The organism is Sneathiella sp. D3-11 (assembly GCF_055809395.1).
In genome coordinates, this window is record NZ_CM147911.1 from 2516411 (window position 1) to 2540747 (window position 24337).

The following is a 24337-nucleotide window of genomic DNA, read 5'->3' on the forward strand; positions in this document are numbered from 1 at the left end:
AGGATAGCGTTTTTCGTCTCGCTGTTGCAGAATGAGACATCGCTTCCTATAAAGAATAAAAAACAACAATGAACCGGAGCCATTCATGAAAACTAGAATCACCGAACTCTTTGGTATTGAGCATCCAATTATTCAGGGGGGAATGCATTTTGTTGGTCTCGCTGAACTTGCTGCCGCCGTTTCTAACGCGGGTGGTCTTGGTATTATTACGGGTCTGACCCAGAAAACTCCAGCTGACCTTGCGAATGAGATTGCGCGATGCAAGGATATGACAGACAAGCCTTTCGGTGTAAACCTGACATTTTTGCCGACCTTCGCGGCGCCACCGTATCCCGAATATATCGACGCTATCGTCAAAGGCGGTGTGAAGATTGTTGAAACCGCAGGGCGCAGCCCGGAAGCCTATATGCCCGCCTTGAAGGATGCTGGCATCAAAGTTATTCATAAATGCACTTCCGTTCGTCACTCTTTGAAGGCACAGAAGATTGGCTGTGACGCCGTCAGCGTCGACGGTTTCGAATGCGGAGGACATCCGGGCGAAGACGATATCCCAAACATGATCCTGCTGCCACGCGCCGCAGAAGAGCTGGAAGTTCCGTTCGTGGCGTCCGGCGGAATGGGCAATGCACAGCAGCTTGTCGCCGCACTGGCGTTGGGTGCGGACGGGATCAATATGGGCACCCGATTCATGGTGACGAAAGAGGCGCCTATTCATCAGAATGTGAAGGATGCTATCATCGCCGCGAGCGAACTGGATACAAAGCTTATCATGCGGCCGCTTCGAAATACCGAGCGCGTTCTAAACAACGACGCCGTGGAAAAAGTTCTCGAAATAGAACGGCAAAAGGGATCAAACACCAAGATCGAGGATATCGTCGATCTTGTCGGTGGTGTTTATCCTAAAGTCATGCAAGACGGTGACGTCGGTGTCGGCGCTTGGAGCTGTGGCATGGTTGCCGGTCTCATCCACGATAACCCGACCTGCAAGGAGCTCATTGACCGGATGATGAGTGAGGCGGAAGATATCATCAAAGGCCGCCTTGAAAAAATTGGTCAACGCCGCCTGATTGATAATCTGTTTGAAAAGGAGCAATGAATGAATACCGCTAAATTCAAGGAATTGCTCAAACGCTTCTCCGCCGCCGCAGAAGCTGGCGATGGAGAGGCCTTCGCAGCCTGTTTCACCGAAAATGGTGTCTATCACGACTATATCTACGGGGATCATCAGGGCCGCGCAGAAATTGCTCACATGATGTCAGATCAGTTTCATCGCGATGCAGGAGAGGATTATCGCTGGGAAATGTTCGACCCCATGTGCGAAGGCAATCTCGCCTATGCCTGGTCACTTTCCAGCTTCACCTCGACAGTGCCGGAGTTTGAGGGAAAACAGGTTGTTATCGATGGCATGAGCCGTTTTGAGCTAAAAGACGGGCTTATTTCTGACTATCGTGAATCTGTGAACGGCGGGGTAGCCATGGCGCAACTTGGCGTACAGCCGGAACGGCTTGCAAAAATCTGTGCTAAATGGGGCAAGATGTTGATTGAACAGCCAGAGACCCAGGAGTATCTAGCCCGCTCGAAGGGATCGTGGAAAGACGGAAGTTAGGACATGATGTCGTCCGACCGCGACGGCGCGCCAACCGTTAGTGAGGGCCATGCCGTAGGCATCCCTTACGGACCCTTAATTCTTACAATCGCGATGCAGACTCTTGCAACGATGGCGGCTTTTTCGGCTCCCACGCTCGCGCCGAAGATCGCTGAGGACCTAGGCGTTGACGGGCATCTCATCGGTTTTTTTGTTTCTACGGTTTATGGGATTGGCATTTTTTCAGCTCTTTTGTCGCCGGACTTTATCCAGAAATTCGGGGCGGTACGTGTCGCGCAGTTTGTGATGCTGGGGGTTGTTGCCATGCTTTCTATTGCAGGATCCGGCGGCATGAATGCGTTGGCGCTCTGTGCTGTTGTGCTTGGCATTGGATATGGGGCGACGGCGCCAGTCTCGACACATCTTCTGATCCCGCGCACGAACCCAAAGGTTCTAAATCTCGTCTTTTCAATCCGGCAAATTGGCGTGCCTTTGGGGGGCGTCATCGGCGCTTTGTTATTGCCGATACTTGCGGTTAAATTCGGCTGGCGAATAGCATTCTGGGCACAGATTCTTCCGGCAGCCCTTCTCATCCTGATGTTTCAGCTATACCGCAAAAGCTGGGACAAGAATAGAAACACGTCGCATCGATTGTTTCGGGGCGAACTTTGGCGCCCGCTTTATCTCTTGCGCGATAGTGCTCTGATGCGTCTGCTCGCGCTCGCAAGCTTTTCCTATGCGGGTGTTCAGCTTTGTTTTATCGGCTTCATGGCGCTGCACCTTACCAGCAGAACGGATCTCGATTTGATCGTTGCCGGGCAAGTGCTGGCGCTTTATCAAATTGCTGGTGTCACCAGTCGCCCGGTCTGGGGTTGGTTGGCAGACCGTTATATATCTTCCATCAGATTGCTTGGTTTGCTGGGCCTTGTCATGGGGGTGACTGCAATTGCGGCGGGGCAAATATCAGAAAACTGGTCGATCTGGTCCGTGCTTCTTGTTGCGGTTGCGGCGGGGGCGACGGCCAGTGGTTTTACCGGTATAGCCTATGGGGCATTTGCAACATTTGGTGGACAATACCGGACAGAGGCAACCGCCTTGGGATCGAGCGCCATGTTCGCCGGCGTGCTTATTCTACCGACGATTTTTGGCCTGATCGTGGGCGACGTTGCGCATTATTGGCAAGCATATAGTCTGATGGCAATAATTGTTTTTTTAACTGGCATTCTGCTTGTTGTAGCGAAACCGTCAATGGATTGAACGACACATAATTGAAATTATGATCCCAATAATAAAAAGGAGAAGAAAATGGAAATCGTTGGACTAGGGCTGCATTTTGAGGAATTGCCGCTGGGCCGACAGTTTAAGACAATTGGCCGAACGGTGACAGAGGTTGATATTGTTAATTTCATCAATGTCACAGGCATGACGGAAGTTCTGTTCATAGATACGGAGTATCTGAAGGAGCATTCGGACATAAAGGGCCGAGTTGTGCCGGGGGCGCTCGCCTATACAATTGCCGAAGGTCTGCTCGTTCAGTCAACGATGCAACATACGGGGCTTGCCTTCTTGAATATGGAACTTGATATACGCGGGCCGGTCTTTGCCGGTGATACAATTCATGTGGAATGTGAAGTGATCGAAGCGCGGCTTACTTCAAAGAGAACGCGCGGGCTGGTTCGGACACGTAACCATATAATAAACCAAAATGGTGAAGTGGTTATTGAATATACACCCCTTCGTATGATTAAATGCAGGGACGCGCACTAGATACGAAAAAACGTATAGTGAAGTGGTAAATGGCGTCCCTTGCTGTAATCCTGCTCTATGTTGCTGGGCCATTAACGCGTGAAGACCTGCTCCCACAGCGAGAGGAGAAAGCGCCCGAAGACTGACAAATCTAAGGGAGTTCTCATCTGTTACTATGCATTTTTGATCGTGAGGCCCGCATCCACCGGCAATGCAACCCCATTGATGTAGGAAGATGCGGGTAGAACAAGACTCAAGGTCGCATGAGCAACTTCCTCTGGCTCACCGTACCGCTTCAGCGGGATGCGCCGCCGGGAGAAAATCTCCTTATGTTCATCCTTAATGCGCGCGGTGATGCCGGTATGGATGGCACCGGGACAGATACAATTGGCCGTGATGCCATATTTCGGCAGCTCTACTGCGAGGGATCGGGTGAGCCCGATGACCCCATGTTTAGCGGAAGTGTATTGTGCAATTTCGGGCGTAGCGCCAAGACCTTCGGTTGAGGCGATATTAACGATCCGGCCCTCGCCTGAGACTTTAAGGTAGGGCAGAGCTGCCCGAACCAGACGCACATGTGCCGTTAGCAGGACATCCATATGCCGTTGCCAATTTTCGTCGAAACCTTCATCCTCAACCGACATGTGGCGAGAAAAACCGGCGTTGTTGATCAGAATATCAAGTGCGCCGAAATGATCTGCAACCGACTTTACAACCGTTCCAATTTGTTCTTTGTTGGCAACGTCTAGAACCCACCCTTCGGCAGAGCCGCCCGCGCCTCGAATTTCATCGACAACCTTCTGAACACCTTCTTCAGTGAGGTCGGTAACGGCAACATTTGCGCCTTCATCGGCAAAGAGATGCGCTGTCGCCCGGCCCATGCCGCTTGCTGCACCCGTTATCAGCGCGGTCTTTCCGGCAATTGACCGGCTGAGCTTTGAAAGTCTCGCCATCCGTTTTTCCTTTATTATGCTGGTTTGTCGAAATTAGAGAATAAGTCCGCCATCGACGACGATCGTTTGGCCAACCACATAGCTTGCTAGGGGTGACACGAGATAGAGTACCGCGCCCGCGATGTCATCCGGTGTGCCGAGGCGCCCTTGCGGGATTGTTGAGATTGCCGCATCACGGCGTTTCGGGTTGTCCGTCGTTACCTTGGTCAGTTTGGTATCCACGAGCCCCGGGGCAACTCCATTCACGCGAATACCGTCACCTGCCCAAGCCTGCCCTAAGGTGCGAGTTAATCCAATTGCACCCGTCTTGGAGGCGTTATAGGCGGGATTTCCTTTTGTTGCGTGGTACCCGGCCGTTGAACTGATGATCACCAGGGAGCCGTTTGCTTCCTTCAGCATGCCCTGAAATTTTGAGGCACAGGCCATCAGGCTGTTGAGATTTGTATCGATTACCTTCAACCAACCTGGCATTTCAAATTCGCCGCGGTTATAGACGACAATGCCCTGCGACAGGATCAGCATATCGAGTTTTTCAAACGCCGGCTTGTAGTCAGCTATGGCCTTATAATCACTGACATCCATCTGTTCATAGTGCAGACTAGTAAGGTCCGACCCTTCCGCGCCGTCATAGTCGGTTGCGCTGGACCGGGTGCCCCAGACAAAGACGTCCGCCCCGCGATCTTTTAACGCATGGGCGATACCATTGCCAATCCCGCTGGATCCGCCGACGATGAGTGCTGTTTTTCCTGTGAAATCAAGATCGTTCACATGTATCTCCCTTTTTCTTATTTTTATAAACTTTACGGGTTATTGTGCGAGTTAGTAAAGCATATCTTATTGATCATTTGTCCCTAATGGAAGCCGTTGTCTAAAATGCTCTTTCCAACCCTCACCGCAACGGAAGTATTTGAACGCTATGAAGCTGTCCGGGCGCGCCTTCCGACCGCGCAGTTTCCGGCTGAGAGTGCCGCGATCGAAAATCTAGAGGCGCTCGTTGATGAAATTGATGTTTTCCTGCTTGATGCTTTCGGGGTGTTGAATGTTGGGGAAAGTGCGATACCGGGGGCGGCTGAACGGCTTGAGGCTTTTGCACGTCTCGGTAAACAGGTTTTCGTGCTGACCAACAGCGCCACCTATGACGCGACAAAGGCACTTGAGAAATATCGGAGTTTTGGTTTCGCACTGGAGAAGGAGCAGATCATTTCAAGCCGCGATGCGGCAATCACCGCCCTTGATTTATACCCGAAGGACTATGTCTGGGGCATCGCTGCAACGGCTCAATCAGGTCTGGCGGAGCTTCCTCGCATCACTCATTTGCTCGGTGAGGATCCATCTGACTATGAGAAGGCGAATGCGTTTCTTTTTCTGAGTTCGGCGGATTGGACAGCAAAGCAGCAAAGCCTTTTACAAAACTCTCTTCAATTAAACCCACGGCCGCTGCTTGTTGGTAATCCGGACCTTGTTGCCCCGCGAGAAGGGGGATTGTCATTGGAGCCCGGATTTTTTACCCATGAAATAGCCGAACAAATAGGCATTGCCCCGCAATTTTACGGTAAACCCTTTTTGAACGTATTTGACCGAGTGCTGGAGGCGGAACTTAAAGGAACCGATCGCGGGCGTATCGCCATGGTTGGCGATACGCTGCATACCGATATACTCGGTGGCGCGGCAGCCGGCGTTCGCACGGTGCTGGTCACAGGACATGGGCTTCACAAGGGTATGGACATCCCGAAATTGATCAAACAGTCCGGAATTGTCCCTGACTTTATTGCGGCGACAACCTAAGAGGCGTCCGCTAATCCGGTGCGCCGTTACGGGCAGCGAAAGCCGTGAAGATAAGCGCCATCCCGGCGAACAGCATATTGATGCCGACCAGCAGCCCAATGGCCCAGCTTGCCGTGTCAGGCCAGCCGCGTGAGATTAAATAGGCTAGAACGAGGTCGACAACGCCGCTTAGCAGCGTCCAGCCCCAACTCCGTATATGGGCCCGGAATTGAAACGCCAGCAGGATAGAGAAAACACCCTGAATGATAAAGAATGCGACCATCACCATGGTCAGGGTCATGACACCCTCCGCCGGTTTGAAAACCAGCAGGAGTCCAAGGACAATAGCAAGCACAGATGCGAGAACGGACCAGATCGTCCCGGGAAGGCTGCGTGATCGAAACAGCGTTAAGGCCCTGATGACGCCGCCGAAAATTAGGATCCAACCGATGAACAGATCAACGACCAATGTTGCTACTTGCGGTACGAGGATGGCGACAGCTCCGAGCAAGCTGATGAGGAGTCCCTGAAAAAGAAACGTTTTCCAATGCTTTGCCATTTCAGCAGCTATAAGCGACCTCATTTCCTCAAGCTTTGGTGGCATATTCTCGCTCATCTTGCGCTCCTAAAATTACCTGTACCAATGTTCTTTCGCACTATAGGGACGTCAATGAGCAAATCAAGTAGGGAAGCGAGATCGATACCTGGCGCTAATTCAATTTAATCGCGCGTAAGCGCAACGCATTGGAGATTACCGAAACCGAGGACAAGCTCATCGCGGCGGCGGCAATCATTGGGGAAAGCAGCGTACCAGTGAAAGGGTAGAGAATACCTGCTGCAATCGGAATCCCCAATCCGTTGTAGGCAAACGCGAAGAACAGGTTTTGTTTGATATTTCGGAGAGTTCCTACCGCCAGTTTGCGCGCGCGGACAATGCCAGTGAGGTCTCCCTTGACTAGCGTAATACCGGCACTTTCCATCGCCACATCTGCGCCAGTGCCCATGGCGATGCCAACATCAGCGGTGGCCAGGGCAGGGGCATCATTAACGCCATCTCCCGCCATGGCGACATGAAGGCCTTTGCTTTGGAGATCTTCGATCAAAGTCTTTTTATCTTCTGGCAGTGCATCTGCGAGGATCTCATCAATCCCAAGACGAGCGGCGACGGCCTTTGCTGTGCGTTCATTATCGCCCGTCGCCATGATGATCCTGATACCGAGTTTGTGCAGGGCATCGATTGCTTCTTGCGTTGTTTCCTTGATCGGGTCGGCGACAGCGACAATTCCCACAAGAGCGGCATCACGGGTAACATACATCACTGTCTTGCCTTCGTTTTGAAGCTCTGCGGCATGTGCCTCTATCGTAGAAAGATCGAGCTTTTGCTGATCTATCATGGCCCGATTTCCGAGTGTCACGATTTGCCCGTTTATACGTCCCTCAACTCCTTTACCGGTAATGGCATTAAAGTCGGAGGCCATGGGGATGGTGAGCCCGCGCTCCTCTGCGCCAGATACGATTGCTTCTGCAAGTGGATGCTCTGATCCTTTTTCTAGTCCGGCAGCGATGGCAAGAAGTGTATCCTCTCCCTGCTCTTCAACGCTAATGATATCGGTAATTTTCGGGCGCCCCTCCGTCAGGGTGCCGGTTTTATCGACCACAAGCATTTCAACACCGGCAAACCGTTCCAGCGCTTCTGCATCGCGGATGAGCACACCCGCACCGGCACCCCGTCCTGTTGCCGTCATAATCGACATAGGCGTCGCGAGACCGAGCGCACAGGGGCAAGCAATGATCAGCACAGAGACTGCGGCAACAATCGCATGGATCATTGCAGGGGAGGGGCCGAATGCCGACCAGATGACAAAAGCGATAACGGCGATGATGACGACGCTTGGCACGAACCAAGCCGCAACCCTGTCCGCCATTCCTTGAATGGGCGCACGGGATCGCTGGGCGGAGGCAACCATCTCGACGATTTTCGAGAGCATGGTATCCGCACCAACGAGTTTGGCTTCCATAACAAATGATCCGGTGCCATTCATTGTTCCGCCGGTGAGGTTGTCTCCTTCGTTCTTCTCAATAGCTACGGGTTCCCCGCTGATCATGCTTTCATCAACGGAGGAATGACCTTCCACCACGACGCCGTCCACAGGAATACTATCACCCGGCCTCACACGCAGCTTGTCCCCTTCAAGGATATTTTCGAGCGGAACATCATATTCCGACCCGTCCGAATTGATCCGCCGAGCGGACTTTGGGGCAAGATTGAGAAGCGCCTTGATCGCGGAGCCGGTCTGCTCCCGTGCGCGAAGCTCCAGCACCTGACCCAGGAAGATCAGGGCAATGATCACCGCCGCCGCTTCAAAGTACACCGGAACAACGCCACCGTCCGTTTGAAAGGAGGGGGGAAATTGCTGGGGAACAATGTTGCGATGACGCTAAAGCCATAGGCGGCCGTCACGCCAAGCATAATCAGTGTCCACATATTGGGGCTGCGATTGACGATTGATGACCATCCACGCTTGAAGAAGGGGATCGCGGCCCACAGGACAACGGGCGTTGCCAGTGCCAGTTGGAGCCAGGTTGAGAGTTTTGCCCCGATCCATCTTTCAAAGGGAAGTCCGACCATCTCTCCCATTGTCAGGACAAGAAGTGGCAGGGCAAGTGCTACGCTTACCCAGAAGCGACGCGTGAAATCAATCAATTCCTCGTTCGGGCTTTCATCCGCGCTAGGGGCGCCCATAGGTTCAAGCGCCATACCGCACTTCGGACAGTCTCCGGGGTGGTCCTGAATGATTTCCGGGTGCATCGGGCAAGTATATTCTGTTGCTTTCGTTGCTGCTTTCTGCTGCGTCTTATGACTGCCGTTTATATAGAAATAGGGATCTACCACGAACTTATCGTGGCATTTTTGCGAGCAGAAATGATAGATCTCGGTATTGTAGAGATGGCTCGGCTTGCCTGTGCCGGGCGCGACTTTCATACCGCATACAGGATCAGTTGCTGTGTCGGATTTTTCGGCGGTCAATGGGTTTTCCTATCTTTCGACGACGGGTCTCCAGCCTGCTTTCTCGCGCATCCACTGGAAGGCGACATATAGCATAGGGATTAGTAACATACCAAGTGTCGCCGCGGCGAGCATTCCCGAAAATACTGGAACGCCAAGTGCCACCATCGCCCCGGCACCGGCACCGGAGGCAATGACCAGCGGCACCAGCCCCATGATAAAGGCAAAGCTTGTCATCATGACCGGACGGAACCGCAACCGTGCGCCATCAGCTGCGGACTCCGCGAGAGGCTTGCCAATATTTCGTTGCTCGAGCGCAAAGGTATTGATCAGAATGGCGTTCTTTGCTGCCAGAGCGATTAAGACAACAATTCCGATTTGCGCATATAGGTCGAAGGAGAGACCTGCAATCCGAATGCCAGCAATCGCGCCAAAGACGGCAACGACGACGGAAGACAGAATGGCCAGTGGAATACTCCAGCTTTCGTACAGCGCGACAAGAAAAAGATAGGCAAAAACGAAGGCGAGACCAATAACGAGCGGAGTTTTACCTGCGGCTTCCACCTGCTGCAGGGCGAGGCCGGTCCATTCATAGGCATAACCGCTCGGTAATTCATTTGTCGAGATTTTATCCATATCCGCCATGGCGACACCGATCCCTGCGCCGGGCGCCGGATTCCCGAATACTGCAGCCGTTTCATAATTATTATACCGGGTGATTTGGCGCGGACCGCTATCGAGGCTTGCTTCTGCGAAGCTGGAAATGGGCACCATCTCTCCCGACGAATTACGAACTTGTATGTCGTAAATATCCTCAATCTTTGCGCGGAATTCTTCGCTGCCCTGTACATATACTGTCCAAGTTCTGCCAAACAGATTGAAATCGTTGACATAGTATCCGCCTAGCTGGCTTTGCAAGGCGTTGAATACATCGGAAATTTCGACCCCAAGCGTTTTCGCTTTGTCCCGATCAATATCAAGGGAGACTTGCGGAGTGTTTGCCTCGAATGTTGAAAAGGCGCTGGCGATATTGGAATCCTGATTGGCTTCAACCAAAACATTGCGAAGGACAGCACCCATTTCAGACGGCTTTTGTCCTTGCAGAGCCTGGAGCATATACTGAAAACCACCGGCATTTCCGAGGCCATCAATGGCGGGAGGATTAAGCGGGATAAACGCGGCTTCAGCAATGCCGGCCAGCTTTGGCAAGGCGCGCTGTAATACGGCCGTCGCGCTCAGATTCGGTGATTTACGCTCTGAATAGGGTTTGAGATTGAGAAAGACAACCCCGGCATTGGAGGCATTGCTGTTGCTCAAAAGATCTAGGCCAGCTACTTGGCCAATCATTCGAACGGCGGGGTCGCCTTTTAGGGCTTCTACTGTTCTATCCGCTACTTTCACGGTGCGATTGAAGGAGGCGCCTGCTGGAAGCTGGAAGACGATCATAACGTAGCCCTTGTCTTCTTCCGGAACGAATCCTGCCGGCGTGTTGGTGATGCCATAACCCGTGAGGAGCCCAATACCGATTGCGGCGGCAATACTGAGCGCGGCAACTCGAACGAGCTTCTTGATCAGGCCGGCGTAACCGTCGCCAATACGATTAATCAAGGACGTAATCGGGCGCATAAAGACGACCGGCTTGCCCGGGCGCAGGAATAATGCGCATAGAGCGGGTGATAAAGTTAGCGCATTAATGGCAGAAATAACCATCGCAGCGGAAATCGCAATGGCAAATTGCCGGAACAAAACACCTGAAGAACCGGGGAGCACAGCGATCGGAATAAATACGGCCAATAGTACAAACGTAATGGCGATAATGGACCCGGCGATTTCCGTCATCGCCTTATGCGCTGCCTTGGCAGGGGAGAGGTTTGGCTCTTCCTCCATCACTCGTTCGACATTCTCAACAACAATGATGGCGTCATCAACGACAATACCAATTGCAAGAACCAGGGCGAGGAGGGAGATAATATTTGCTGTGTAGCCTATTGCATAGATGACAGCAATGGCACCAATAATGGCAACAGGTACGGCAAAAAGCGGAATAAGAGTCGCTCGAAAACGGCCGAGAAAGACAAACACCACGATGGCGACGAGGACAAAGGCCTCGATCAGGGTCTCAACGACCTTAAAGATCATATCATCGACAAACTCGGCACTGTCGACAAACTTATGATACTCCATGCTGGCAGGAAATCTCTCGGCAAGTTCGGCAATTTTCTCTTCTATCGAATTGGCCGTGATCACGGCATTGGCTCCGGGAGAAAGATAGATTGCAACACCTGCAGCCGGGGAGCCGTTAAGTTTCAGCTGTTGCTGAGCATTCTGGGCACCCAGTTCTACGCGGGCGACATCCTTGATGCGGATAATCGATCCATCATCTTGGGCGCGCAGGATAATATTCTCAAACTCTTCCACACTGGAAAGCCGCCCTTTGGTGTTGACGGTCAGTTGTAAGCTCTGTTCATCTGATATTGGGGGCGCACCGATCCGTCCGGCGGGGGCCTGGATATTCTGGTTCTGGATCGCCGAGATAATATCCTGATTTGTGAGCTTCAGATTGGACATCAATGTAGGATTGTCTATCCATATTCTCATCGCATATGAAGAGGCGCCAAGAATTTGTGCATCGCCAACCCCCGGCAGGCGCTTTAATTGATCCAGAACATTAATGGTCAGGTAGTTGCTGATAAACAGCTGATCCAGGCTGGTATCGTCGGAATAGAAGCCAAAAATTTGCAAGATTGAATTGGATCGCTTTTGCACCGTCACGCCATTTTGCTGCACAGTGTCGGGGAGGGATGACAGTGCCTGGCTCACGCGGGTTTGTGTGTTCACTGTGGCAAGGTCGGGGTTCGTGCCCACATCAAACGAGACGGTTAGCGCGTAGCTGCCATCAGAGTTGGATCCCGACGACATATAAATCATGTTGTCGACGCCGTTAACGGCGCTTTCGATCGGCTGAGCAACTGAGTCTGCTACCACCCGGGAACTGGCACCGGAATAGGTGGTGGTAACCTGAACCGTTGGCGGAGTGATATCCGGGTATTGGGATACCGGGATGACAAACATCGAGAGAATTCCCGCGAGCACAAGCACGGTTGAAATCACCATCGCGAATTTTGGGCGGCGAATAAAAAAGTCGAAGATCATCAGTTACCCTCGCTTTGGTCGGCGAGTTTAGGGGTAACGGTGATGCCACTTCGGACCTTTTGTTGACCAGCGACTATGACACGATCTCCCAGTTCGAGGCCCTTTGTCACAATAAGAGAAAGGCCTTGTTGGGCGCCGGTAGTGATACGCTGTACCTCGACTTTGTTATCAGAGCTCACGACAAAAACATAAGGACCCTGCTGGTCAAGAAGAAGGGCGTCCTGCGGGATGACGAGATGCTTTTGCGTCTCCTTGTTCTCAATAATGACGCTAACTAGCTGTTGATCTACAAGGAGCATCTTTGGATTTGAAAACTCGGCGCGGACTGTAATTGTATTCGTCGTTTCGTTGGCACTGGGATCGGCATAAATAATCCTTCCTGTTTGATCGTAAATTGTTCCATCCGCGAGTTTCAGTTTGACGTTTACATCCGATCTGTTGCGCTGGCTCTTGCTGACTTCCAGAAATAGCCGATCCGGGACCGGCCATGCCACATGGATGGGATCTTGCGCGACTAGAAGTGCTAAAGACGTGCCCGATGGTCCGACAAGAGATCCTTTGGTTTCGTTCGCCTTGCCAATCCGTCCATCAATCGGGGCCCGGATTTCCGTATATCCCAAATCGATTTCGGCAAGGGAAAGCTGAGCCTTTTGCGCGGCGACATTTGCTTGAGCTTCCTCATATTGTGCCAAATCCTTATCAAGCTGTGCCTGGGAGACCGTCTTGCGGGCGACCAACTCCTTGGATCTTTCATAGTCCAGTTTCGCAAGTTTAGAAGCGGCGACGGCGCTTGCCAAATTGGCTCGGGCCTGCGCGACATTCGCTTCATAGATGCTCTTTTCAATCTTGAAAAGAAGCTGACCTTCCTTGACTGTACTCCCTTCTACAAAGGCAACTTCGGCAAGGTAGCCCTCTATGCGCGCATTAATCTGAACGCGTGCTGTTGCCTCAACCCGGCCATAGAAGACAAATTGATCGGCAATATTCTTCTCCTCGACCTTTGCCACCAGCACTGCAGGCGCGGGCGGTTCCCCGCCCGAGGCCGATTGTGCAAAGCTCATGGACGTCATGATTAGTATTAGAATTGTCGCCATAAAGGCTAATAGAAGAGTACCAGATAGTCGCCGCATTGAGCCCCCTCGCAGATTTTAAGGCAATTACTAGGGCGTCATTGTTTCATTCGCGGAGCAATTCGTAAACATATCGGTAAAAAAGATTGTTACCCTTGTGATGGAATTACCAGATTTGCTGTTTTGCAGCATTACTTTAAGGAATGAAACGCTGCATCCAGAATATTGTAGAAGTCCGGGCTTTTGGTGCCAATTGCAACGAATCCGGTTCTCCCGGAGAATGATGAGTTCATGGACAGCGGGGAAATATCTATATGTGTGCCAGCTTTGTGAGCGACCCACAGGTTACTTTCTCCCGTAGCGCGAAATATACCTTTGACGCGCAGAATAGAGGGGGGAAGATGATTGAGTACCTCTTTCAGGGTGGCCTTGTTGATTTCCGAATCTGTGGCGACGGACCATCTTGAAAAGTCCGTCTCATGGGTGTGAGAATGCGAGTCGTTGGAAGTCTCGGAAAGTCGGTCGATGCTCCTTCCTTCGCCGAAGAAAATATCACCTGACAAGGCACCATGCGTAATTTTGATAATCGGTGCGGTCTCATTGACGTGGCGCAAGATCTCTGCACATATGTCTATATTTTGCTGTTGGGCGAGGTCGCATTTATTAAGCAGTAGTATATGGGCACTGCTGATTTGTGCCTCAACTATTTCTGAAAGTCTCTGATCTTCACGCGTTGTCTGAAAATTCAGCGCGTCAACCATCGTTACAATCCCGTTCAGCGTGAGGTCTGGCTCCGCCCTTGCGAAATTGGCGATCCGTTTTGGCTCTGCCACGCCGCTCGCTTCGATCAGGAGATGATCTGGCGTAGGCTCATAATCGAGAGCGGTTGAAAAAGCTTTATAGAGACCAGCACCCATGGAACAGCAGGCGCAGCCATTGGCGAGGGTGAGGGTGTCCCCATCCTTTGCGGCTATCAAATCCTCATCAATAGGGAGGTCGCCAAAATCATTGACAAGTACCATGATGCGCGGCCCATCCGCTTGTCGCAGAAGATGGTTGACCAAAGTTGTTTTCCCCGATCCCAAAAATCCTGCGAGAACAGTCATGGGCAGCGGTTCTCTCCGTATCTTCATGGGATTTTATGCTTTTCTCCCGCGAGGACAGTACCCCATATGCCGACATCCTTCAGATTTTCCGCACCGATGGTTTCAGGGTCATTTTCGAGAATGGCAAAGTCCGCCCATTTGCCCGTCTCAATGGAGCCGACCTCATGGTCCATATGAAGCGTGGTTGCCGCACCAAGGGTGATCGCCTGCAATGCTTCATCAACACTAATTCGCTCATACTCACCGAGAAGCTTTCCGCTTTCTGTTAACCGGTTAACGGCGCACCATGCGGTAAATAACGGGGCCATAGGAGTTACTGGTGCATCAGAGTGGATGGCGAAAGGGACACCAAAATCGATTGCCGACTGACAAGCGTCCATGCGGAGCGCCCTGTCCGGCCCGATGGTCAATTCGTAATGTTTGTCGCCGAAATAATATATGTGATTTGAGAATAGATTGGCGGCCACGCCCAAGCGCTTCATCTTGCGAAATTGTGCTCGGTCCGCCATCTGGCAATGCTGCAGAACATGGAGGAGATCAGGGCGGTTTTTCTTGATCTTTGCCTGCTCCAACGCGTCCAGCGCGACTTCGATTGCTTCGTCGCCGTTGGTGTGAATATGCATCTGGACGCCGGCTTCATTGAGGACACTGACAAGGACATTCAGCTGTTCCGGGGCGATATTCCAGATGCCGTTTGGCGCACCGTTATAGTGATAGGGCCAGCGCAGCCGCGCTGTAAATCCCTGGATTGATCCATCAGTAATGATTTTCACGGCACCGAGGCGAAGCTTTTCGGTGCTTTTTCCTTTTAACTCAAGCGCTCGTTCTCGTGTCTCGTCGGCGGGTTGGGAAATACCGTTTAGCAGGGACATCAAGCGGATCGGATAATCGGACCCATCCGTAATAGTTTTCATCTGTGCGACATCTTCGTCAGGAAGGTCGTTGATCAGGTCGGCGGCAGTGGTGACGCCTACGCGATTACAGACCTTGCCAAAATCGACAAGACTTCTTTCTGTGCGCCCCAACTCTCGCAAATCAATGCCTAGGCGCCTCATAATGGGAAACATTGCGGCCATTTCCTGCAGTTCCCCATTAGGTGACCCGTCGGGGCCAAGGGCAATTCCATCAACATCCATATCGGCGACATAATTAGCAAGGCTGAGCGATGCGGAATTCACAGTTAAAAGATGAAAGTTCGAATGGACAACCGCGATCGGGCGGGAGGGGCTGACGTTATCAAGGTCGTTCTTGTCGAGCCGTCGGTCCATCAGGAAAATAGGATCGAACCCCCAGGCGACGAGGGCATCATCCGGGCCGAGCTCCATCTCGGCTTCCTTCAGCCGCGTAAGGACTTCTTCTAGTGTTTTGACACCTGGCCAAAGTTTACCGTCGGGATCAACGCGATCCTGATAACCAACATAAGTGTAGCGCCAGATTCCGCCGGCCATTAAATGGCAGTGGCCTTCGACAAAGCCCGGCATAATCACTTTGTTAGCAAAGCTGTCATCAAGCGTGTAGTCGCCCCAGCCAGCAATCTCGTCAATCGTTCCGGTTGCCAGCACGCGCCCATCGCGTACCGCGACATGAGTGGCATTTGGGCGGGCGGGGTTCATGGTGATAATTTTCTTCGCGCTGAATACTGTGATTGCCGACAAGATCAGGGTCCTCTCTTTTTCGCTTTTTTGTAGACAGATTGTAAGCCGCTCTTTAACCTCTGAAAAATAGTTTATTTCGCGGGTATTATTATAAAAATCTGAGGAATGGATGCGTTATACCTTAAAGCAGCTAAACTATATAGATATTGCGGCACAGCACCGGTCGATTACCGGGGCGGCAAAGGCGTTGAATATATCCGCCTCGTCCATTTCCTCCGCAATTGATGCTATCGAAATCCAGACCGACAAAAAATTGTTTACCAGGCTTCCTTCAAAAGGAATAAGTGCCACACAATTCGGCCATGTGTTCCTCTCCAATGCGCGCCAGTTGCTCAAGGCGCATCGTTCCTTCGAAGAAGCAATAGATGAGCAGGCGAATGCAATAAACGGCGCGGTACGTATGGGGTGTTTCACTCCCGCCGCTCCCATTATCCTTCCATTGATTACAAAATCCGTGGCTGATAATCATCCGGGTATCTCGATCCATTTTACGGAAGGGGATATTTCCCGGAATATGCGCCATGTTGTTGATAGTAAGATTGACCTGGCAATCGGAGTAAGTGCCAATCTGCCGTCCAGTATCAATTTCGTGTCAATGTTCGTTGCCCCGCCGCATATAGTCCTTCCTCATAGCCACCCACTCTCGCGGCGGCGGCAACTATCGCTGGAGGATATTTGCGGTGAGCCAATGGTGCTTCTCGATCTGGATGAAACGCGGGACTATATGTTTGGCCTCTTTGGTCAGAATAACCTGACACCGCATGTCGCCTATTCGTCACAATCATCGGAAATGGTGAGAAGTATGGTGGCGGCTGGCCTTGGTTACTCAATATTCAACCTCAGGCCTTTGCAGAAACAACAATATACGGTTGGTGATCTGGTGCGAATCCCTCTCGCGCCGGGATATCGCAGCGTAGAATATGGTATCATTCATCGCGTTGATGCGCATTTAAGCAAAGTCGATCAAGTCGTCATTGATACATGTATCAGATTGCGGGATAGCGGCGCCTTCAACAGGGCCGTCTTGCCTGAGGGGCGAGCAGGAAAAGATCATCGGAAAAATGTACTAATACCAGCATAAAAATATATTTTACGAAAGAAAGTCGCTGAACTAGCCTGATTATAGTGAAAAAGCTGAGAAAATCTCATAAATCACAGGAGGCAGGATGAGGAAAACAGGAATTATTGCGGCTGCAACGGCGATGCTTATGACCGTCGGCGCCGCATCATTTACCCAAGCGGATGAGCCTAAAAGTGGCGGAACGTTGGTTCTGGGAACAACGCAGAAGGCGCGCCATCTCAATCCTGCGGTCCAATCGGGTATCGCGACGGCGGTCCCAGGCACGCAGATTTTTGCAACACCGCTGCGTTTCGATGAAAATTGGGAGCCGCAACCCTATCTGGCTGAAAGCTGGAGCATTTCCGATGATGGAAAGAGCATTACTTTGAAGCTCCGCGCGAATGCAAAATTCCATGACGGTAAACCAATCACCTCTGAGGATGTGGCCTTCTCGCTGCAGACGGTTAAGGACAATCATCCCTTTAAATCAATGTTTGCCCCGGTGACGGGTGTGGATACGCCAGATCCTTTAACCGCGGTGATCAACTTCGAAAAACCGCATCCGGCTGCACTTCTCGCGATGTCGAGCGCGCTGTTGCCGATCATTCCAAAACATATTTACGGTGACGGGCAAGATGCCAAGAGCCATCCGGCGAACAATGCGCCTGTCGGATCGGGTCCGTTTAAATTCGTCGAATTTAAGCCCGGCGAATATATCATTCTTGAAAAGAATCCCGATTATTTTATCGAGGGGCGGCCATATCTCGATAAGATTATTATTAAGAATTATAAAGACTTAACCAGTCTTGCGCTGGCCATTGATAAGGGTGAAATCAATATGTACCCTTTCCTTGCGCCAACCAAAGATATCGCGCGGTTGAAAAAGAATGATGGTCTGGTTGTCACCGACAAGGGATATGAGGCTGTTGGCCCAATGAACTGGCTCGCTTTCAATTTCAACAATCAGTATTTAAAAGATAAGCGGGTCCGTCAGGCAATTGCCTACGCGATGGATCGTGATTTTATCATCAATGCGCTGCTCGGTGGGCAATCCAAGGCGGCAACTGGACCGGTCGTGCCAGGTAGTCCATTCTATGCGGCTGGCGTGAATAAGTATGACCTTGACCTTGATAAGGCTAACGCCATGCTTGATGAGGCAGGCTTCTCGCGTGGCGACGGCGATATGCGTTTCAAGCTGACGATTGACTACATTCCCGGCTCGGCTGAGTTGCAGAAAAATGTGGCGGAATATTTGAAGTCTCAGCTTAAGAAAGTCGGTATCGACGTGGAACTTCGGGCGTCACCTGATTTTCCGACATGGGCGAAGCGTGTCGGCGGCCACGATTTTGATATGAGCATGGATATCGTCTTCAACTGGGCTGATCCGGTCATCGGGGTTCACCGTACTTACCTTTGCGATAACATCAAGAAGGGCGTGATCTGGTCCAATACACAGAGCTATTGTAACGAGGAAGTCGACAAGCTCCTGAATGAAGCAGGGTCGGAGCTTGATCAGGCGAAGCGTATTGCACTTTATAAGAAGGCGCAGGAAATTATTGTAGACGATGCACCTCTCGCTTTCATAAATGTACTGCCGTATCATACAGCCTATAGCAAAGAAATCGGCAATCCGCCGATAACGATTTGGGGCGCAATGTCACCACTCGATGAGGTTTACATCAAGTAATATGCTGCGTCAGATTATCGATATACGGCGGGAGACCTACCGGTCATGACTATGACGCTTTTGGTCGCCCGCCGCTTGTTGCATGCCTTTTTGCTCATTCTGGCGGTGCTGGTTCTGAATTTCCTCCTGATCCATATGGCGCCGGGGGACCCTGCGGATGTTATCGCCGGGGAGATGGGCGGTGCCACTGAAGAAATGTTGGCCGACATCCGAAAGACATATGGCCTTGATAAACCGGTCTATGTTCAGCTCGGCGTTTATTTGTCCCGGGCGTTGCAGGGCGATTTAGGGCAGTCCTTTTTTTACAATGCCCCGGTGCTTGATCTCGTTGTAAGTCGTGCAGGACCGACCATTCTTCTCGTGGCGACTGCTTTGTTATTTGCAGTATTCGTAGGAACTTTCCTTGGCGTGCTCGCTTCCCATAAACCCAAGGGAATTGTGAGTGGTCTGGTCACGCTTGTCTCCGTGATCGGCTATTCTGCGCCGATTTTCTGGACCGGTATGATGTTGGTCATTCTGTTCGCCTGGATTTATCCGATATTTCCTATCGCCAATATGTATGACATCACCAAGAGTGGCGGTTTTTTCGGGCGGGTCGTCGATATTCTCTATCACCTCGTCTTGCCATCGCTTACGCTTGGGATCGTATATCTCGCACAATATGCGCGCCTGACCCGGGCTAGTATGCTGGAGATTTTAGGGTCGGACTATATCCGCACAGCACGGGCCAAGGGGGTTGCGGAAGTCAAGGTCTATGGCCATCACGCCCTTCGCAATGCAGTGTTGCCGGTGGTCACGATCGCAGGGCTCCAGTTTGGCAGCATTATTTCCGGCGCGGTTCTGGTGGAGACAGTTTTCAGTTGGCCAGGGCTGGGTACGCTCGCATTCGATTCAATTCTTGCCCGTGACTACCCGACCATTCTCGGCATATTGTTTTTCTCTTCCCTTTTGGTGATCGTTGCAAATCTGATAACAGATTTTGTCTATCGGCTTGTCGATCCACGCATTCGGACGGGTGGGTAATATGACAACAGTTGAAAACAGTCAGGATATCATTCAAAGCCAAAGCCCTTGGCGGGAAGCAATTCGCGCTTTTCGCCAAAGCTGGGCAGGTATGCTCGGGATTATTATTCTGATTGCCGTGATTCTATTCACATTTGCCGGACCCTTATTCTACCCGGTTGATCCGTTCGAGATTGTATGGGCACCGCTTACGCCGCCGGGCGAGTCCGAGCGGGCACCCTTGGGAACCGACTATTTGGGTCGGGATATTCTGGCCGGGTTGATCAATGGGGGCCCAGCAACGTTATTCGTTGGGCTAGTCGCCGGTATTATCACGATCACGATTGGCATTCTTGTTGGCGCCTTTGCCGGATTTTACCGGGGTATCGTGGATGAATTTCTGATGCGGGTCACAGAATTTTTTCAGGTATTGCCGGCCTTGCTTTTTGCGATGGTGCTGGTCACTCTCTTCACGCCGACAATCTATGTTGTCTCTCTCGCGATCGGTATAGTCAGTTGGCCAACGACAGCTCGCCTGACACGTGCGGAGTTTTTACGCATTCGCAACCTGGAATATGTCAATGCGGCCCGATCCATCGGCGCGCGGAACAGACGGATAATCTGGCGTGTTATTCTGCCTAACGCATTGGCACCGCTGATCGTGGCGGCAACCTTGACAGTAGGTATTGCAATTCTGTTTGAGGCGGGACTTAGCTTTCTAGGGCTTGGTGATCCGAATGTCTTCAGTTGGGGTCTGATGATCGGGTCTGGCCGCGAATATATACTCGACGGGTGGTGGGTTGTGACTTTCCCAGGTTTTATGATTTTTTTGACGGTGCTTGGGTTTAGCCTTGTTGGCGATGGTCTCAATGATGCCTTTAATCCAAAGTTGAGGGAGCGTTGATGTCTGCTATTCTCTCGATTAAAGATCTGGTCGTTGACTTTAAAACCCGCGCTGGCAATGCGCGGGTCCTCAACGAAATATCCCTAGAGCTGGAAAGCGGGGAAATCCTCGGCATCGTCGGTGAATCTGGTTGCGGGAAAAGCATGACGGCGCTTTCCATCATGGGGCTTGTCCCGAGTCCGCCCGGGAAGATTACAAACGGCTCTATATCGCTGGACGGGGAAGATTTGGTGCAGGCATCAACCGCGCGGATGCGGCAGGTGCGCGGTGGTATCATCTCAATGATTTTCCAGGAACCGATGACCTCCCTCAACCCGGTATTCCGTGTCGGTGACCAGATTGCGGAATGCGTTCTCTTGCATGAGGATATTTCGAAGGCTGATGCATGGGCGCGTGCTGTTGAGATGCTGACAAAGGTCGGCATTCCGGAGCCGGAAATCAGGGCGAAGTCCTATCCGCATGAGCTCTCGGGCGGCATGCGGCAACGGGTGATGATTGCCATGGCGCTTTCCTGCCGGCCCCGCATTCTAATCGCGGATGAGCCGACGACGGCGCTGGATGTGACAGTGCAGGCGCAGATATTTGATCTCTTGAAAGATCTGCAGCGTGAAACAGGTACTGCTATTATCATGATTACCCATGATATGGGTGCAATTGCCGAACTAGCCGATCGCGTTGCGGTCATGTATGCCGGGCATATAATCGAGACCGGCAAGACAGAGGATATTCTCGCAAATCCGCAGCACCCCTATACCCGCGGCCTGATTGCCTGCGTCCCTCATCTGGAGGAGAATCCGACTAAGGACCGGCCATACTTGAGTGAGATTAAGGGCGTTGTTCCTTCTCTCACCGAGTTGGGCAAGGGATGTGCCTTTGCGCCGCGCTGTCCATATAAAACACCAATCTGTGAGGAGGAGCGCCCGCACATTGAAGCCGTCGATAAGACACATTCTGTTGCCTGCTATAATGTGAAATATGTGGTGGCAGTATGAGTGATAGCCCTCTCCTGGAAGTACAGGACCTGAAAGTTCATTTCGGCGGCAAGAAGCTATTTCGCAAGGCGCAGATCGTCCATGCTGTTGATGGCGTTAGTTTTTCCGTTCCGAAGGGGCAAACTCTCGGTATCGTAGGGGAAAGTGGATCAGGGAAAACCACAACGGCGCTCGCCGTGTTGCGGCTCGTTCCAATCACTGCTGGCACGGTCAGAATTGGCGATGTCGAGATTAGCTCGCTTGAAAAAGAGGGCCTTCGCGAGGCACGGCGGAAGGTGCAAATGGTGTTTCAAGACCCATATTCGTCGCTCGATCCGCGCCGACGGGTTGGAGACATTGTCCGTGAACCGCTCGATCTTATGGATATTGGCGCGGAAGAGGATCGGGATCAGATGGTTCATGATCTCTTTGTTCAGGTTGGGCTGCGCCCAGAACTGGTGCGGCTTTTCCCTCATCAGTTTTCAGGTGGACAGCGGCAGCGAGTTGGCCTTGCCCGGGCACTTGCCACAAAGCCGGAGCTGATTGTCTGCGATGAACCAGTGTCTGCCCTCGATGTGGCGGTGCAAGCGCAGATCCTGAACTTGATGCGGAAGTTGCAGGAAGATCTGGGCCTGACTTATCTGTTTATCAGCCATGATCTCGGCGTGGTTCAGCATCTATGTGATCATGTCGCGGTGATGTATCTCGGTCAGATCGTTGAGCAAGCGGATCGTATCTCGCTTTTCTCCAATCCGCAGCATCCTTATACCAAGTCGCTCCTCGCCGCCGTGCCAAAAGCGCGCCCGCGCGACGGAAGTGAAAAACGGGTGCCCTTGACGGGTGACCCGCCGAGCCCGATTAATTTACCGACCGGGTGTCGTTTTGCAGGGCGTTGCCCGGTTGCGATCGAGAAATGCCATAGCGTTGCGCCGGAATTGAAAGACCAGGGCGATGGTCATATGGCGTCATGCCATCTTTTGGATTAGGAGCTATTCTTGGCGTAGCCGCGCAATGGTTTTAAGAAGACCTATTGTGGAGCCGTCTTTCTCCCCGCATTCGACGTCCGAGCCAATATGCGGAAGAAGGCAGGCTGCTAGTTCCTTGCCGAGTTCAACACCCCATTGATCGAAACTGTTGATACCCCAGATGACCCCTTCCACAAAAACGCGATGCTCATATAGAGCAATTATTTTGCCCAAAGTGCGGGGTGTCAGCTTCCGGTAGATCAGGGTAGTGGACGGCCGGTTTCCTGGGAAGGCCTTATGCGCGGTTAAATCCAGCTCTTCCCCGGATGGTCCCCTAACGATGAGTTTTTCTGTGACTTCGTTAACGGTGCGCCCGCGCATGAGAGCTTCCGACTGCGCAAGGCAACTGGCGAGCAAAAGCTGGTGATGCTGTTGTAAATTTTCTTCGTGAGATTGCGCCGCCACCAGAAATTCGCATGGAATTACCCGGCTTCCCTGATGAAGGAGTTGATAAAAGGCATGCTGTCCGTTCGTTCCGGGCTCACCCCAAACGATAGGTCCGGTATGTCCGTCGACAACCTCTCCATCAAGCGCTATAGCTTTGCCATTGCTCTCCATATCCAGCTGTTGCAAATAAGCAGGCAGGCGTTCGAGCCGCTGATCATAGGGAAGGACCGCACGGCTTTCATAACCGCAGACGTTATTGTGCCAGATACCAATAAGGCCCAGCATGACGGGCATATTTTTATCCAGTGGTGCGGTCCGAAAATGCAGGTCCATCTCATGCCCACCTTCCAGAAATTCGACGAACTTCTCTGGGCCGATTGCAATCATCAGGGGGAGCCCGATAGGGCCCCAAACCGAGTAGCGTCCGCCTACCCAATCTTCAAAACCAAAGACTCGATCGGTAGGAATACAAAAGTCAGTAGTCCTTTTAAGTGCAGTTGAAACCGCCGCGAAATGCTCTGCTGTGTTTTCACCTATTGCATCCGACAGCCATTTTTTGGCAGTCGCCGCATTCGTCATTGTCTCTATGGTGGTGAAGGTTTTCGACGCAATGATGAATAACGTGCGTTTTGGATCAAGGAGGGCGAGTAAATCCGAGATCTCGGCACCATCGACGTTTGATATGAAATGCATCCTGGGGCCGTCGTGGTAGGGAGAAAGTGCACGGGTCACCATCGTTGGGCCAAGGTCCGATCCGCCAATGCCAATGTTGACAACATCCGTAAAAGCTGCGCCGTCATGCGCCGAGATAGCTCCAGTGCGGATACCATCCGCGAATTCCGCCATCTTTTTCAGCGTTGCATTGACGCCCGGCATTACATCCACATTTTCAACGAAGATCGACTCATCGCTTCGGTTTCGAAGGGCCGTATGGAGAGCAGCACGGTTTTCCGTAAGGTTGACGCACTCTCCCTTGAACATGGCGTCGCGCTTGTTTTCCAAGCCTTGTATTCGGGCCAGTTCCAGCACCAATTCCCGGGCGGTTTCATCGAGGCTCGTCTTCGAGTAATCGAGCAGCATATCATCGAGGGAAATTGAGAAATTTTGAAAGCGCGCGGGCTCCTGGTCGAAGCGCTCGACGAGGGAGGTTTTCTTCACCCTCTCATAATATTCAGTCAGGCGCGACCAAATATCTTCGCTCATCCTGTCTCTCCCGATCCGCTTACTCTATGATGTCGATTTGTAATCTAACGATAAATTAC

19 protein-coding genes and 1 pseudogene are annotated in these 24337 nt (G+C 51.9%); 11 read left to right on the plus strand and 9 right to left on the minus strand.

What is annotated here, in order from left to right; all coding sequences use genetic code 11:
* Nucleotides 1-85: 85 nt before the first annotated feature.
* Genes AC0L73_RS12860 through AC0L73_RS12875 form a run of 4 tightly spaced genes read left to right on the plus strand, consistent with a single transcriptional unit; the run spans nt 86 to nt 3352 of the window.
* Nucleotides 86-1096: an NAD(P)H-dependent flavin oxidoreductase gene (locus tag AC0L73_RS12860; protein WP_473653913.1), complete on the plus strand. Its 1011-nt coding sequence runs from the start codon at nt 86-88 to the stop codon at nt 1094-1096.
* The gene (locus AC0L73_RS12865; RefSeq protein ID WP_227947808.1) at nt 1097-1606 is read left to right on the plus strand and encodes a nuclear transport factor 2 family protein; all 510 of its coding nucleotides are present in this window, start codon (nt 1097-1099) and stop codon (nt 1604-1606) included. It abuts the gene before it with no gap.
* A 3-nt stretch (nt 1607-1609) separates the two neighbouring features.
* Nucleotides 1610-2842, plus strand: a complete 1233-nt coding sequence (locus tag AC0L73_RS12870) for an MFS transporter (protein WP_473653914.1) — start codon at nt 1610-1612, stop codon at nt 2840-2842.
* 48 nt (nt 2843-2890) lie between these two features.
* Nucleotides 2891-3352, plus strand: coding sequence for a MaoC family dehydratase (locus AC0L73_RS12875; protein ID WP_473653915.1), 462 nt, complete (start codon nt 2891-2893; stop codon nt 3350-3352).
* Nucleotides 3353-3504: 152 nt separating this feature from the next.
* Here the strand turns inward: AC0L73_RS12875 and AC0L73_RS12880 are convergent, their stop codons facing one another.
* Both AC0L73_RS12880 and AC0L73_RS12885 read right to left on the minus strand, forming a co-directional pair.
* Nucleotides 3505-4284 carry an SDR family NAD(P)-dependent oxidoreductase gene (locus tag AC0L73_RS12880; RefSeq protein ID WP_227947805.1) on the minus strand — a complete coding sequence of 260 codons (780 nt, stop codon included), beginning with the start codon at nt 4282-4284 and terminating at the stop codon, nt 3505-3507.
* Nucleotides 4285-4317: 33 nt separating this feature from the next.
* Nucleotides 4318-5052, minus strand: coding sequence for an SDR family NAD(P)-dependent oxidoreductase (locus AC0L73_RS12885; RefSeq protein WP_227947804.1), 735 nt, complete (start codon nt 5050-5052; stop codon nt 4318-4320).
* A 105-nt stretch (nt 5053-5157) separates the two neighbouring features.
* Between AC0L73_RS12885 and AC0L73_RS12890 the strand changes: the two genes are divergently transcribed.
* Nucleotides 5158-6069, plus strand: a complete 912-nt coding sequence (locus AC0L73_RS12890) for an HAD-IIA family hydrolase (RefSeq protein WP_227947803.1) — start codon at nt 5158-5160, stop codon at nt 6067-6069.
* Between the two features lie 10 nt (nt 6070-6079).
* On the opposite strand, the gene AC0L73_RS12895 is transcribed toward AC0L73_RS12890, so the two are convergent.
* The 6 genes and pseudogenes from AC0L73_RS12895 to AC0L73_RS12920 all read right to left on the minus strand — a co-directional run bounded on the left by AC0L73_RS12895 (nt 6080) and on the right by AC0L73_RS12920 (nt 16039).
* Nucleotides 6080-6664: an HdeD family acid-resistance protein gene (locus AC0L73_RS12895; protein WP_227947802.1), complete on the minus strand. Its 585-nt coding sequence runs from the start codon at nt 6662-6664 to the stop codon at nt 6080-6082.
* Between the two features lie 94 nt (nt 6665-6758).
* A pseudogene (locus tag AC0L73_RS12900) lies at nt 6759-9055 on the minus strand (heavy metal translocating P-type ATPase); the annotation flags it as partial.
* 30 nt (nt 9056-9085) lie between these two features.
* Nucleotides 9086-12208 carry an efflux RND transporter permease subunit gene (locus AC0L73_RS12905; RefSeq protein ID WP_473653916.1) on the minus strand — a complete coding sequence of 1041 codons (3123 nt, stop codon included), beginning with the start codon at nt 12206-12208 and terminating at the stop codon, nt 9086-9088.
* Nucleotides 12208-13338 carry an efflux RND transporter periplasmic adaptor subunit gene (locus tag AC0L73_RS12910; RefSeq protein WP_473653917.1) on the minus strand — a complete coding sequence of 377 codons (1131 nt, stop codon included), beginning with the start codon at nt 13336-13338 and terminating at the stop codon, nt 12208-12210. Before AC0L73_RS12910 ends, AC0L73_RS12905 begins: the two co-directional genes overlap by 1 nt.
* Nucleotides 13339-13469: 131 nt before the next feature.
* Complete coding sequence (locus AC0L73_RS12915; protein ID WP_473653918.1) at nt 13470-14384, minus strand: CobW family GTP-binding protein; 915 nt, start codon at nt 14382-14384, stop codon at nt 13470-13472.
* A 23-nt stretch (nt 14385-14407) separates the two neighbouring features.
* Nucleotides 14408-16039 carry an amidohydrolase gene (locus AC0L73_RS12920; RefSeq protein WP_473653919.1) on the minus strand — a complete coding sequence of 544 codons (1632 nt, stop codon included), beginning with the start codon at nt 16037-16039 and terminating at the stop codon, nt 14408-14410.
* A gap of 109 nt (nt 16040-16148) precedes the next feature.
* Here AC0L73_RS12920 and AC0L73_RS12925 point away from each other — a divergent pair, with 109 nt between their 5' ends.
* The 6 genes from AC0L73_RS12925 (at nt 16149) to AC0L73_RS12950 (ending at nt 22649) form a co-directional block, all read left to right on the plus strand.
* On the plus strand, nt 16149-17120 hold the full coding sequence (locus AC0L73_RS12925; protein ID WP_473653920.1) for a LysR substrate-binding domain-containing protein: 972 nt from the start codon (nt 16149-16151) through the stop codon (nt 17118-17120).
* 85 nt (nt 17121-17205) lie between these two features.
* A complete protein-coding gene (locus tag AC0L73_RS12930) occupies nt 17206-18786 on the plus strand; it encodes an ABC transporter substrate-binding protein (RefSeq protein ID WP_227947795.1) in 1581 nt (526 codons plus the stop codon).
* A 45-nt stretch (nt 18787-18831) separates the two neighbouring features.
* Complete coding sequence (locus tag AC0L73_RS12935; protein WP_473653921.1) at nt 18832-19809, plus strand: ABC transporter permease; 978 nt, start codon at nt 18832-18834, stop codon at nt 19807-19809.
* 1 nt (nt 19810) lies between these two features.
* The gene (locus AC0L73_RS12940) at nt 19811-20692 is read left to right on the plus strand and encodes an ABC transporter permease (protein WP_227947793.1); all 882 of its coding nucleotides are present in this window, start codon (nt 19811-19813) and stop codon (nt 20690-20692) included.
* Nucleotides 20692-21684 (plus strand): ABC transporter ATP-binding protein, encoded by a 993-nt coding sequence (locus AC0L73_RS12945; RefSeq protein ID WP_227947792.1) that lies wholly within the window; start codon nt 20692-20694, stop codon nt 21682-21684. Before AC0L73_RS12940 ends, AC0L73_RS12945 begins: the two co-directional genes overlap by 1 nt.
* Nucleotides 21681-22649, plus strand: a complete 969-nt coding sequence (locus tag AC0L73_RS12950; protein ID WP_227947791.1) for an ABC transporter ATP-binding protein — start codon at nt 21681-21683, stop codon at nt 22647-22649. The genes AC0L73_RS12945 and AC0L73_RS12950 overlap by 4 nt, the downstream gene beginning before the upstream one ends.
* Before the next feature lie 3 nt (nt 22650-22652).
* Here AC0L73_RS12950 and pgi read toward each other — a convergent pair whose 3' ends face one another.
* A complete protein-coding gene (gene pgi, locus AC0L73_RS12955; RefSeq protein ID WP_473653922.1) occupies nt 22653-24278 on the minus strand; it encodes a glucose-6-phosphate isomerase in 1626 nt (541 codons plus the stop codon).
* Between the last annotated feature and the right edge of the window lie 59 nt (nt 24279-24337).